At 32.5% G+C, this 13,993-nt stretch carries 13 protein-coding genes; 11 read left to right on the forward strand and 2 right to left on the reverse strand.

Features of this window, described 5'->3' with window-relative positions; all coding sequences use genetic code 11:
• Positions 1-168 precede the first annotated feature (168 nt).
• The 10 genes from V5E38_RS00195 (at position 169) to V5E38_RS00240 (ending at position 10,216) form a co-directional block, all read left to right on the forward strand.
• On the forward strand, positions 169-2,250 hold the full coding sequence (locus V5E38_RS00195) for a transglycosylase domain-containing protein (RefSeq protein WP_499211727.1): 2,082 nt from the start codon (positions 169-171) through the stop codon (positions 2,248-2,250).
• Between the two features lie 331 nt (positions 2,251-2,581).
• A complete protein-coding gene (locus V5E38_RS00200; RefSeq protein WP_499211728.1) occupies positions 2,582-2,884 on the forward strand; it encodes a DUF3784 domain-containing protein in 303 nt (100 codons plus the stop codon).
• Between the two features lie 271 nt (positions 2,885-3,155).
• Complete coding sequence (locus V5E38_RS00205; protein ID WP_499211729.1) at positions 3,156-3,314, forward strand: DUF2750 domain-containing protein; 159 nt, start codon at positions 3,156-3,158, stop codon at positions 3,312-3,314.
• A gap of 226 nt (positions 3,315-3,540) precedes the next feature.
• Positions 3,541-4,437, forward strand: coding sequence for a cidABC operon transcriptional activator CidR (gene cidR, locus V5E38_RS00210; RefSeq protein ID WP_387331948.1), 897 nt, complete (start codon positions 3,541-3,543; stop codon positions 4,435-4,437).
• 245 nt (positions 4,438-4,682) lie between these two features.
• Positions 4,683-5,201, forward strand: a complete 519-nt coding sequence (locus V5E38_RS00215; RefSeq protein WP_499211730.1) for an acyl-CoA thioesterase — start codon at positions 4,683-4,685, stop codon at positions 5,199-5,201.
• Positions 5,202-5,216: 15 nt separating this feature from the next.
• Positions 5,217-5,588 carry a hypothetical protein gene (locus tag V5E38_RS00220; RefSeq protein ID WP_499211731.1) on the forward strand — a complete coding sequence of 124 codons (372 nt, stop codon included), beginning with the start codon at positions 5,217-5,219 and terminating at the stop codon, positions 5,586-5,588.
• Between the two features lie 185 nt (positions 5,589-5,773).
• Positions 5,774-6,007 (forward strand): DUF5412 family protein, encoded by a 234-nt coding sequence (locus V5E38_RS00225; protein WP_387331954.1) that lies wholly within the window; start codon positions 5,774-5,776, stop codon positions 6,005-6,007.
• Positions 6,008-6,027: 20 nt separating this feature from the next.
• Positions 6,028-6,090, forward strand: coding sequence for a hypothetical protein (locus tag V5E38_RS00230; RefSeq protein ID WP_499213483.1), 63 nt, complete (start codon positions 6,028-6,030; stop codon positions 6,088-6,090).
• A gap of 310 nt (positions 6,091-6,400) precedes the next feature.
• Positions 6,401-7,585, forward strand: a complete 1,185-nt coding sequence (locus tag V5E38_RS00235; protein ID WP_499211732.1) for a COG4705 family protein — start codon at positions 6,401-6,403, stop codon at positions 7,583-7,585.
• 699 nt (positions 7,586-8,284) lie between these two features.
• On the forward strand, positions 8,285-10,216 hold the full coding sequence (locus tag V5E38_RS00240; protein WP_499211733.1) for an Ig-like domain-containing protein: 1,932 nt from the start codon (positions 8,285-8,287) through the stop codon (positions 10,214-10,216).
• A gap of 321 nt (positions 10,217-10,537) precedes the next feature.
• On the opposite strand, the gene V5E38_RS00245 is transcribed toward V5E38_RS00240, so the two are convergent.
• Positions 10,538-11,014: a transposase gene (locus V5E38_RS00245; RefSeq protein ID WP_499211734.1), complete on the reverse strand. Its 477-nt coding sequence runs from the start codon at positions 11,012-11,014 to the stop codon at positions 10,538-10,540.
• A gap of 147 nt (positions 11,015-11,161) precedes the next feature.
• Positions 11,162-12,088: a DMT family transporter gene (locus V5E38_RS00250; protein WP_387331960.1), complete on the reverse strand. Its 927-nt coding sequence runs from the start codon at positions 12,086-12,088 to the stop codon at positions 11,162-11,164.
• A gap of 119 nt (positions 12,089-12,207) precedes the next feature.
• On the opposite strand from V5E38_RS00250, the gene pdxR reads away from it, so the two are divergent.
• Positions 12,208-13,605 carry an aminotransferase-like domain-containing protein gene (pdxR, locus tag V5E38_RS00255; protein ID WP_499211735.1) on the forward strand — a complete coding sequence of 466 codons (1,398 nt, stop codon included), beginning with the start codon at positions 12,208-12,210 and terminating at the stop codon, positions 13,603-13,605.
• Positions 13,606-13,993: the final 388 nt, after the last annotated feature.

A 13,993-nucleotide genomic window follows, 5' to 3' on the forward strand; every position in this document is an offset into this window, starting at 1 on the left:
GGTAAATAGCGTTATAGCTCTTATTTGTTTATGTTATCCGTCTTGAATTAACGAAGCAAAAATGATTGATAGGATATAGAACATTATTGGATGAACCATCCAGCAAATGATAAGCATTTTTACAGATAAATGACAAACAGTTACATTAAATTTAAAGGGGTAAACAGTTTGGGGAGAATAGAGAGAAGACAGCAAAGAAAATTATCAAAGAAACTATGGAACCGTTTATCTTCCAAAGGCTTCCTTTTCAAAATAATATCGATAGTCGCAGCGTTAGCTTTATGCTGTTTTTTTATTCTGAATATATTGATTTGGACAAGTGATGTAAGCAAATTGGAAGATCCTGCGCCGCAGCCGACAATCATTTTTGATCAAAAAGGAGAAGCTGCAAGTAAGATCTCAGCATCGAATATCGAGGGAGTCAGCATAAAGCAAATTCCAGCAAATATGATACATGCCGTTATTGCAACAGAAGATCAACGCTTTTACAAGCATAATGGTATTAACTATTTCGGGATTGCAAAGGCGCTACTAAAAAACTTAGTAAGTGGAGAAATTGTTGCAGGTGGAAGTACAATTACGCAACAGTTAGCCAAAAATGCTTTTCTAACACAAGAGCGTACCTATACAAGAAAGTTAAAAGAATTGATTTTGACAAAAAAGATTGAACGAGTATACTCAAAAGATGAAATTTTAGAGCGTTATTTGAATCAAATCTATTTCGGAGAAGGTGCTTGGGGTATTCAACGTGCAGCCCAAGTGTATTTTGGGAAAGATGCGAATCAGTTAACATTAAGCGAATCAGCGATGTTAGCGGGCATCATTAAGGCTCCTTCTAACCTGTCGCCTTTTAAGAATTTCGATAAAGCAATAAATCGTAGAAATACTGTGCTGTCATTAATGGAAAATGAAGGCTATATTAGTCAAAGTGAAGCTCAGAAGGCTAAGGCACAACCAATTGTATTAGCAGATAAGAAAAATAAAGATTACCAAGGTAAATATCCATATTATGTAGATTATATTATTGATGAGGCGATCAATAAATATCATTTGACACCAAATGAGGTTCTTTCGGGAGGACTCCATATTTATACCGAATTGAATCCTGCCATTCAAGGTGCTGTTGAAGATGTGTATAAAAATAACAATTTGTTTCCTAAAAGTCAACCTGATCAAACCATTCAAAGCGGAGCCATTCTAATTAACCCTTCATCAGGAGGTATTACTGCTCTTGTTGGCGGACGTGGTGAGCATACTTTCAGGCAATATAACCGTGCCACTCAATTAAAACGTCAGCCTGGGTCTACAATGAAACCATTGGCAACTTATACTCCAGCGTTGGAACAAGGATATGATATTTTTGATACTTTAGAAGATCATCCTATTAATATCAATGGCTATCAACCTCAAAACTCTGACAATCAATTTCATGGAGAAGTTACGATGTATGACGCACTTATCCACTCTTATAATGTACCTGCTGTTTGGTTATTACAAAAAATAGGATTAGGTAATGGGATAAATGCAGTAAAGCGTTTTGGTATTCCATTAGATAAAAAAGACCAGACTCTTGGTCTAGCTCTTGGAGGTATGAATGAAGGAACATCCCCTTTAAAAATGGCTCAAGCATTTTCCGCCTTTCCAAATAACGGCATTATGGTAGAAGCACATGCGATAAAAAAAATTGAGAATGCAGATGGAGAGACGATTGGGAAATGGAATAAAAAACAAACTCGGGTGACCGAGGCATCCATCGCTCAAAAAATTACATTTATGCTCAAGGGTGTTGTCAAAGAGGGAACAGGAGTTAAAGCACAAATAGCAGGCAGAGATATTGCAGGTAAAACAGGAACTACTCAGCTGCCTTTTTCCACTGAAAACGGAGCAAAAGACCATTGGTTTGTAGGATATACTCCAAACATCGTTGGGGCAGTATGGTTAGGCTATGATAAAACAGATAAAAATCATTATTTGACATCATCAAGTAGTCAAACCGCGACTGTAATATTTAAAGAAATTATATTGAAATCTGGAAAGGAAATTCCGCCCAATAAGTTCGATCTACCACTACTTGGAAAGAATTATAAAAAACAATTAGAAAAGAAAATGAAACAAGAGGAAATGTATAGAGAAGAAGAGAAAGAGCAAGATGATGGTTGGAAAGAAGACAAGCATGAAAAGAAGGAGCATAAAAATAAAGGAAAAGGACATGGAAACGGAAAAGGGAAAGGTAAAAAATGGAAGGGTTAAAGAAGCGATCCGACATAAATATAAGTAGAGTTTAGTAAATCTATATAAAATTCGTAGAAAGTGCGAAACAGAGAGACCCCATTGAGGGTTTTTCTGTTTTTTTATCATAAATACACAAAGTTTAATCAATGGGATAGATAGGATTCATATTCAACAAAATGGCAGATTAGTTGAATAAGAAAATGGTTTTTTTTTATTGAAGCAAGCAATTAGTAGCATTGGTGAGTAAAAAAGGTTTCTATCATTTATAGTGGAATATAATAATGCAAATGGAAATTAATACCATTTTTAAAAAACAAATAATTTGAAGGAATTAGATGGAGGTATGTAAGTGCATATTTTAATAAATTTATTAGCAGCTTTGGTGATTTTTGCATTTGCTTATATGATTTGGAAAAAGAAAATGCTATTTTTACTCATTGGTTTTAACGAAAAGTCGTTTTTGGGTGATAAAGAGAAGCTTGCCAAAAGAGTAGGAATAATCACTACAATTATTGGGCTTGGCACTTTTTCACTTCCCATCTTCACTTATATTTTTGGTCAAAATGCTATAATTTTTTATGGGATTTTTGTTTTATTATTTGTTACATTAGCAACCTTTTTTTATACTATTCCTTACTTCTATTTAAAATAATAAGAAAGATCCTCCAGTTACGCAGCTGTGATGGAATAAAGAGATTTTTACACTCTGAATCATTAAAATTGTAGAATCATCTTGATAACTTTTGGAGTGTCAAAACTGAATACTTTGGTTGACCAAAGAAAAAACCTAATTCAACTAACGCAGTGCATTACTACTATTACGCTTAGGGGGCAATTCTCGGCTCTTTTTTTTATTATGGGTATAACTCAATATGAATAATTTAATGATATTATTGAAGTACTAGTTATAAAGGAGAAGGGTAATGTCATTTGATTTAACAATAAATTCTAAAGGAAGAAATGAAAAATTTATAGAAAGAGTTTCTGAGAGTAAATTGATTTGGGGTCTAACGAGTGAAGAAGGTTGGGGTGTATGTGAGTCAAATGAATATGAAGACACTGATGTAATGCCATTTTGGTAAGATGAAGCATATGCACGACAATGTGCAATTAATGAATGGTCTTATAACAAACCCACTCCATACCTTTAGATGTGGTTTATGAGTAATTGGCTAAATGGTTGAAACATAGGCTTCATTGCCTTCAATCGTAGTATAAAGGGCCATTTTATTAAAAAGGATATACTTTAATCAATTAAAATAGAGTTAAAGAAATTACCTAAATATAGCCACAAGTAGGTGTACAAAATTGGATATCAAACATTTACAATATTTTATTGAGGTGTCTAAATTTAATAGTTTTTCCCGAGCGGCAGACCATTTATTTATCACTCAACCGACAATTAGTAAAATGATTAAAAACCTTGAGACAGAGTTAGGAGTTGCTTTAATTGATCGCTCTAGTAAGCAATTAACATTGACCGATGCAGGGCAAATTATATTAGAGCAAGCAACATTAATTGACAAAGCATTTAATAATTTAAAAACGGAATTGGACAATCTTACAGGATTAAAAAAGGGACATATTCGTATTGGATTACCACCAATTTTTAATGCTCATTTTTTTCTAAAGATTGTTGGGAATTTTCATGAAAAGTATCCAGGGATTACGTTTCAATTAGTAGAAGATGGTTCAAAGAAAATAGAAGAAGATGTAGGTAACAAGTTACTTGATGTTGGTATCATTGTTCTTCCTACTAAAAGTGACATTTTCGACCATTATTCTTTTATGGAAGAGGATCTAAAGCTTATCCTTCACCCATCACACCCATTAGCAATAAGAGATGAAGTTGAATTATCAGAATTAGCTAATGAATCTTTTATCTTGTTTAATAAGGACTTTGTTTTAAATGATCGAATTATACTTTCTTGTAACAACGTAGGTTTTAATCCACACATAATATCTGAAAGTTCTCAGCAATCTTTTATTGAAGAAATGGTGGCTTCCAAACTTGGAATTTCACTTTTGCCTGAAAGTATTTGCCATAATTTAAACGAAAATGTTAAATCTGTTAAAGTAACTAATCCTTCAATTAGTTGGAACTTAGGAATTATTTGGGGGAAAAATCAGTATTTCTCCTATGCTGCAAAAGAATGGTTGAAGTTCACGATCGAGCAACTCAAAAAAGGAATTTTAAAAAACTAATTTATATGACCTATACTTAAAAAGATGGTTCATTTTAATTGAACCGTCTTTTTTTCTAACTATTCAATTATTTACAAACGGCATAATTGAAAGCATTTACATAGATAAAAGTTATAATACTGATGAAAACTAACCATTTTACTTCCACTACATCCAGACGTAAACTTTGTATATGGAACAACAACCTTTAAATGGTCTGGAAGGTATTTTTACATTTAGATTCCAAACATGAAAGGAAGTTAAAAATGGAAGCAAAAAAAGTGAAAGAAAGTCGTATTATTAATACCGCACAAGTATTATCATGCGATTTAAATAACTATAATACTCTGTTCGGTGGAGTTTTAATGAAAAAGCTTGATGACGCGGCAACTCTATCTGCCCGTAGACATTCTCGGGTTAAGGAATGTGTCACTGCTTCTACTGACCATATCGATTTCTTGTGCCCAATTCATCAAACTGACTCAGTCTGTGTCGAATCGTTTGTAACATATACAGGTAAAAGCTCAATGGAAATTTTTTGTAAAGTTATCGCAGAAGATATGATAAATGGTGAGCGACTAATTGCTGCTACTGCATTTCTGACTTTTGTAGCTTTAGATGAAAATAAACAACCGGTTGAAGTTCCAAGTATTATTCCAGAGACAGAAGAAGAAAAATTCCTCTACAAAACAGGTAAAGAAAGAGCAGAAATGCGTAAATTAAGAAGACAAAAAAGTAAAGAATTAGCTGAGTATATTTCTTTAGATAAACCTTGGGACAAATAAGAGGAGGAACAATTAATGATTACTTTATCTAGTATAGATGAATTAAAAACCACTAAAGAAACCCTTGAAAAATTAAAATTTGAATACCCTAACCTTTTTGAAAAACTATTATATATGGTTAATCTTACTCGTGCATTTCAATTTAAATACCATTTTCTAGGATGTTTAATTATGGATGAAGATCCAAGTCAATATACGCCAAAATTCGTGGAAGATTCAGTTCTAAACTTGTATAAAAAAGAATTAAAAAACTTATTAAATGATCCTGATTTCCAAGAATTGAAACGTACTTTTTCTGAAAATAAAAATACAGGTTACTCAAAAATTAGCCTTTTAGCACTGGATATGAAACCTGAATCATTATTAGGTTCTTCCAGCATTAAATAAATTTAGACTTCGAAGCTTTTACAATACAACTATTATGTTGTATTTTAAAATAAATTTTGCATCTCTCCTATTTAAAGAAGTAGGAATCATTTTCATGATTTTTGCTTCTTTTTTCTTGCTTTAATAATATGGAAATCGATTCAAGGCATCTTTGACTTACCTTCTTTACTATCTTAAGTTTAAAAATGGACTTTATAGGCTTTTTTGAGTGTCTACTATATGCACCACCTACTTTAAGTTATCTTCCAAAAGGTGAGTTAATTGGACAAAGTAAGTCGCCAAATCAAGAATATACTTTAAAAGCGTATGTTTCGAGTGGGGAGCAACAACAGATTTCTGTTAGGGGTGAACTAAGCTTTAACAAGAAAGCTATAAACCCTATAAATACTGGAATTATCATGAAGAGAAAGCAAATATAAAATGGATAAATAATGAGACTGTGATAATAAATGGTCATAAATTTATTGTTCCAAATCAAACTTACGATTTTCAAAAAAATTAAATCTCTTGTTCAACTAACGCGCTTGAGTTGCATAACATGATCGACTGTTTAGTCGATTTTTTTTGTCACTAAATGACAGTTTAGTTTAATAAGGAATTCGAATATTTTTACGAATTATGTACTAGAATTCATTACAAAATAAAAAGGAATCCTTATTCGATTTAAAAAGCGAGGTTAGAATATAATGAAAAAACAAATACTAAGTCAAAAATGGCTTTAATATTAGCATTTTACCTGTTTTTTCATTTTCTTTTCATAATTATGGGTAAATATAAAAATATAATTTAAATCAAATGAAAGGAATTTATTTATGGAAACAAACCAAAATAAAATGAAACCTTTACTCAACAAGGTACCAGAAGTTACACTCTATTTCTGGATTATCAAAGTTTTATGTACAACAGTTGGTGAAACATTTGCTGATTTCCTTAATTTTAACCTTGGTTTTGGATTAGGACTTACTACGATCATTATGGGTGTAGCATTTTTTATCTCATTATTTTTTCAATTCAGAGCAAAAAAATATGTACCAAGTTATTATTGGATAACTGTTGTATTAATAAGTGTATTCGGTACTTTGGTAACAGATAATTTGACTGACGCAATGGGAGTACCTCTTGAGACAAGTACAATTGTTTTCTCAATACTTCTAGGATTAACTTTTCTTTTTTGGTATCTTAGTGAAAAAACACTCTCTATACACTCAATATTTACAAGAAAAAGAGAAGTTTTCTATTGGCTTGCCATTCTTTTCACATTTGCTCTAGGAACTGCAGTAGGAGATTTATATTCAGAACAACTTGGACTAGGGTATTTTAAAACCGGAGTAACGGTAATTAGTATCATACTTTGTGTATTTTTAGCGTGGAAGTTTTTAAAACTTGATGGAATGTTAGCGTTTTGGATTGTGTATATTCTTACTCGACCACTCGGCGCATCAATAGGGGATTACTTATCTCAGCCAAAAGTAAATGGTGGTTTAGGCTTAGGAACAACAGTTACAAGTGTAATTTTTCTATCCGCAATTTTAGCTATCATCATTTTCCTTGCTGTTACAAAAATTGATATTTCCGCAAAAAGTGAATCAAAAGAAATAAACAGTAGTAAGAAAAATGTTATGGCACAAACAATATTGGTATTGTGTATTTTCTTAGCAGTAGGTATTGGTGGTTATATAAAATTATCATCACAAACTGCTTCTACTCAAACTACATTATCTGGTCAATTAACGGATTTTGTAAATATTGAAAATAAAATGCTAACAGATGTGAACTCAAAGAACTTTACTTCAGCTAATAAAGATGCTGATAATTTGGAACATCAATGGGATACATCAGAGGCTAAACTTAGAAAAATAGATGGCACAACATGGACTAAAATTGACGGAACGATTGACGTTGTATTAGCTGCAGTTCGTTCATCAAAACCTGATGTAAGTAAATGCAAAACGGCAATAAATAATTCACTTAGTGTAATTAAGGTTGCTAATAAATAAAAGACTTTAGATTAGGAATTGCAAATTGCGGTTCCTTTTTTTATTGTCGATTTTGTAAAGTTAGAAATGCAATTTGAAAACTATGAGCAACTATTTTTCACAATGCGGTTAGGCAATTTTGTATACAGTTAAAATCAAAAATCTTTTATAACAGAGCCAAAAGAAAAAAAATTAACAAATCACTCTTTCTCTACAGGTTCACGAATTGAATCTTCACATACATCTCCGCTGTTTGTTGGGTTTATATAAGGTATTAGATAATTTAGTTGAGGATGTTAGGGATATTTATTGTTATACATTTCGCAATGTTTTACGAATGAAATGCCTTATGCCCCTATTTGAAATAATCATTCTTCCTTCCTAGTACATCCTAAGGCTTGGTGAATTAGTTGAGTGAAGATGTTATCGGATAGGTGCGGTGTTAGTATGGAATTAAAATATACCGACAAGCGTTTCATCGTCCAAAGAGAAATTAAAATAAGGTATGTAAGTCAATTGAACAAATATCTACGTTCCAATTAAAGATAAACTTTTAAAGCATTTATAGAAAATAAATATTTTTTTTGAAAAAAATAGATTAATTTAAGTGTATGAATCTAGTAAAAATATGTTAGATTTGGTGATGAACATAAAAATATCTTTGTGTAAAAAGAGTAGGGGATATAAAGGTGGAAATAGAAACGGATACTGGAGGGAAAAATGAAAAAGATATTTAGCATTTTTATAATTGTTTTTATGATGACCATTCCATTTAGTGGTCTTACATTTGCAGAAGAAACGAATACACCAATACAAAATGGTAACCCGATTACTGCACAGATAACAGAAGGAACGAAACACACATATGAATTTACAACGAATGAAGATGGAGAGTATTACATCATACTCGATAATATAGTCGGTAAATACAATCTAACTCTTTTTGATAGTGATCGGAAGACCATTTCAACCACTTATAATGGTGGTTCGAATCCAATTCTTAACTTAAGAGGCAAACTACTAAAAGGTAGTTATACCATTCAAGTAGAACCGCGCGATTTAAGTGGGATTTCTATTGGTAGCTATCGAATTAAAGCGACATATGCAGCTTCTTTTAGTAGGAATGAGGTTACATTTGAACCAAACGAAACCATGCTAACAAGTACAATTCTTAAAAATGGAGAATATACGAGCTCAACTGCCGAACATTATCTTGATAGAGATGTCTATCAATTGACAACAGACAAAGCAGGGAACGTATTTATTGCTATTGATGAAATTGTCGGTAATTTTAATTTTAATCTATATGATAGTTCCGGAAATTACGTAGACCACCCTCACCAACCATCACCAAATGGTCTTATCTATTTCAGTACGAACGTTCCACAAGGTACGTATTATCTTTATGTTGACCCATACTATACAGCTGGCAAAATTGCTTCTTATCGAATAAAAGCAACATTTCCATCTTCATTTACAAGAGATAAAATTACTTTCGAACCAAATGATACAGACGAAGCAAGCATGCCATTGACATCAAACCAATATTATTCTTCAAGTTGTACGAATATGAATGATAGAGATTTTTATCAGATTACGACAAATAAATATGGTTTTGTCCGTGTTGTACTCGATAATACAGTGGGACTTTTTTCGATGTGGCTTTATGATAGCAAGGGAATGCCTTTAAGTTCATACGGTTCATACGGCTATACGCAAAATTCAGGTGAAAAGATACACCTCAATTTAAATCTAGATAAAGGTACGTATTATGTTCACGTTGTTCCGATTGAACCACCTGGAGTAGATTTACCTGGAACAACAATTTCCTCTTATCGAATTAAAGCGGATTTTCTAGATAAAACACCAAGTGTTGACCCTGTTTATCATATTGATACGCATTTAACAGGTGCAGCCGAAAATGGTACGAAAGTGTCTGCGACTTTAGGAAGTAAAAAACTTGGAGAAACTGTAGCAGTAAATGGAAAGTATAACATCACGATTCCAGCTCAAAAAGCAGGAACTGTAATCGGAGTTTACACAGTTGATGAAATCGGAAATATCAGTACGACAGCAAACACCACTGTAGTTGATGCAACAATTAAGGCTGTGTCTAGTTCGTACAACAAGATTAAAATAACTTGGAACATCTTACCAGGAGTTAGTGGCTATGAAATATACCGAAGCACCTCAAGTTCAGGGACTTATAGTAAGGTTGGTACGGTGTTAAATGAAAGTACGAATACCTTTACAAACAACTCTGTTGCAACTGGTACTATCTATTATTATAAAGTAAGAGCATATCGTACTATTAATGGAACGAATAGCTATACTTCTTTCACAAAAAACACGAGTAGTAAAGCTATCCCGGCAACACCTAGTACACTTTGGGTGAAAAAACTGAGCTCAACTTCAATGACTTTATCTTGGTCAAAAATTGATGGAGCAAGTGGGTATCAAATTTATCGTTCCACTTCTCCGAATGGAACATTTAGTTTGGTTGGTACAAACACAAGCGGAAGTCTAACTAGCTTTAAAAATGTGAAGTTGACAAAAGGGAAAACATACTACTTTAAAGTAATTGTTTATCGTACAGTTAATGGAAAGAAAGTATTTAGCCTTCCAACCTATGCTAGAATTTATAAAAATTAACAAAATTAGTTGAGTCATTGTGCTGATAACCGCTCTAACTTCACTTTTAAAAAAATTACGATACTTTTAAATGTTCAAAGTCTTAACAGTCATAGATTTTCCTTGAACAGTCATAAAAGCGGTTCATTAAATTGACCTTTAAAGATTTAAAAGAGAAATATTAACTTCTTTGTTCAGACTGTAACTACTCTAAACTTCAACGAATCAAAGTAAAAAAGAAGAACCTCTTTTAATTTAAAGAGGTTCTTCACGCTGTTGAAAAAAGACTACGTCAAGTAAATGCCATGAATTTTTCGTGGCATTTTTGTTTTAGTTGTTCATTTAGTCTGTTTTTTGGTGAATAAAATGGAGACCTATTTCCTTTAGTGAGAGAAGTTTGGTCCATTTAATTAAGTTTTGTATGATGGCGGCCATCAAAACTTGTCTTTTTACTTTGTGAACTCCTCGGTATCGTGTGTAGCGTAACCCGTGGAGTGGTCTAACTGATCTTAATATTATTTTTCTATCAGGTGAAATCCCTAAAAACCAACGATAAGTAGCATTTTGTTTGTCTTGTTTACAAGTAAATCGAACAGAACGAAACCCCTCAATGTATTGTATCAGTTGAATCTTTACTAAGATCAGTGGATCAATTGAAGGTCTGCCAACGGTTGACCGATAATAAGGTTCGATAAGTTTATATAAAAAATTCCAATTGATTTCCTTATCAATTTTTACAATGTGGTGCTCCAAATCAATCATATTCTCATAAAGTTTACGATTTTTTGCGATGTCTAAATTCTCTTGATAGTAGTACATAAAAAATCCCTCTTGTAATTATTTAAGGGGATTTTTTCTGAAATTATATGCTAAGATCTATTGACTAAGTTATTTTTCAACACTCTGACAGAAAAGCCCCTTATAGGGTTTTTCTGTTTTTTGTCATAAAGATTTTTACATTTGGCATCATATTTGTTCAGTTGTGAATGTGGATTTTGCTTCTTTTTCTGGCATTGTTAAGAAAATAACTGCGATGACGATACATATTCCACCTAGTAATTGGTATACTCCGAAAGATTCCTTTAGCCAAGTAATAGAAACAATAGTTGCTACAAGTGGTTCAATACTAGATAAAATACTAGTCTCTGTTGCTGATAAATATTTTAGGCTACCGATGTAGAGAAGAAAAGAAAGTGTACCTATTAAAATAATTAAAATCAGCATTGAGAATGTTGACATCGTAAAGGTTTGTGAAAATTGTTTCCATTCAAATGAATGATTGTAAATAAATAATACAATACCTCCAATTAGCATACCCCAGCCGATAATAAGAGTCGTCCCCCATTGTTGAATAAGGGAAGTAGGATGAAGTGTATAGAAGGTAAAACCAATAGCTGTTAACAGTCCGAATAAAATCGTTTCCTTAGACATGACAATATTATGGGCTGACCCGTTTGTAATAATAAAGTATGTGCCGATCAGTGCAGAGAAAATTGCTAGCACCTGCATAGTAGAAGGCAGTTTTTTATGCTGTATTGCAACATAAATAGTAATGAGAACTGGCCCTAAAAATTGGAATAGAGTAGCGGTCACAGCGTTGCTAATATGCACAGTTTCAATAAAAGCATATTGTGCGCCAAGCATTCCTAGAATAGAGAAAATGATAAGTTGTAATAGATGAACTGGTTGTTGCCAAATAAGAAATATATTTTGTTTTTTTGTAAGTAAGAAACATAAAATGAAGACTCCAGCAAGTAAGAGGCGAATTACTAAGTAGTCGATAGATGACATTGTCGTACGTTGAAAAAACCACTGAATTAATGGACCGGATAATCCCCATAAAGTAGCTCCTGTAAGAATCATAAATAGTCCAAGACGTCTGCTGTTTTGCATGATTATGATGCTCCTTTCAAAAATTGATTTTATGTGATTTACATGATAAAAAGAATTATATATAACCTCTGGTACTATAAGAAGTATCAATAATTCATTTTTCGAGGGGGTCAGATTTCATGTTAGAGATAACACCGAATTTGAATATTGAGTCAAAAATGCCGTTGTATGTACAGTTATATGGGTATATAAAAGAAGAAATAAGAAGTGGAAAAATCCCTCCTATGACGAAGCTTCCAGCAAAAAGAAAGTTAGCTATGTATTTAGAAGTGAGTAAAAATACAGTTGAATCGGCATATGAACAACTTCTGGCAGAAGGGTATATTGAATCCGTTTCACGTAAGGGGTATTTTGTATGTGAAATTGAGCAAATGATGCTTACAGAGAAAAAAAGAGAATTCGTTAAGGAAGTATTATACGAAGAACAGATATATAAATATGATTTTACACAAACGGGTGTAGATCCAAAGACATTTCCATTCGCTGTCTATCGGAAAATTTCAAATGAAGTATGGCAACAAGAAAATAAGGAACTTCTATTCCTTGGTCATCCTCAAGGTGAATCCAACTTGCGTGAAGAGATTGCGAAATATTTATATGAATCAAGAGGTGTTAGATGTTCATTGAGTCAAATTGTCATAGGAGCCGGAACCCAATTTTTAATAAGAATCTTGTTTCAATTACTAAATGGAAAGCATTTTGCAGTTGAAAATCCAGGGTATCATCGGAAGTTGGTTGTTTTTGAGAAGGGAGAAGAAAATGTTCAAATAATCCCACTTGATGAGGATGGGATTTGTATTGCAGCTTTAGAAGCTAGCAATGCGAAAGTTATTTTCGTTACCCCGTCTCACCAATTTCCTTGTGGAATGATTATGCCAATTAAAAGAAGAGGACAACTATTACAATGGGCACAAGAGGAGTACGGACGTTATATTATTGAAGATGATTATGACAGTGAATTTCGTTATTCTGGAAAACCAATTCCAGCATTACAGGGGCTTGATACAGGGGGAAACGTAATTTACATGGGTACATTTTCAAAAGCATTACTCCCTTCATTACGAATGAGTTATATGGTGTTGCCAAAACAGCTAATTAAATTGTATCAATCACACTATTTATTCTACACACAAAGTGTTTCGAGAATTGATCAAGAAATCATTAGAAGATTTTTAAACGAAGGACATTGGGAAAAACATATTAATAAAATGCGAGTTGTTTACAGAAAAAAGAGAGATGTACTTATTTCGGCGATAGAAAGGTATTTTTCTAATAAAGTGGAAGTGATAGGAGAAGATTCTGGCTTACATATTTTATTAAAGGTTCACAATGGAATGTTAGAAGAAGAGTTAATAAAAAGAGCGGCTGAAAACAGTATTAAAGTCTATCCAGTTTCAATGTATTATAGCGAAGGGAATAATCCGAAAAATACAGTCTTACTTGGATTTGCTATTTTATCAGAGGCTGAGATTGAAGAGGCTATTCGATTGTTGTATAATTCATGGTTTAAAATATAACATGATACTAAAATAATTCTCGATTACTTTAGATCTGTTTAAAAGCCAATATGCATAAAAAAGTCTGTAATTATAGATACAGGCTTTATATTGTGTTCTATTCAATGAAGAGCTTCTTTAAACAGGAACACTGGACAATAGAATAAAATGAAGTACGAATAGAATAGCAAGTGAAAAACATAAAAGCCCCTTATAGGTTTTTTTGTTTTTTTGTTGTATATAGAGGGTGTCTTCAAAAAATGAACTCTTCAGCTAATCATGGAATATCATCTGGTGGATCACCTTGAATATTGTGGGAAGTTTTGAATTTATTTAATACTTCAGATTTTTTTGTTTTTGTAAAATAATTTATTCTTTTTTGTGTTATAATTTTAGAGTGAGATTGTAA

Source organism: Rossellomorea sp. GAMAL-10_SWC (assembly GCF_049568075.1).
GTDB lineage: Bacteria > Bacillota > Bacilli > Bacillales > Bacillaceae_G > Gottfriedia.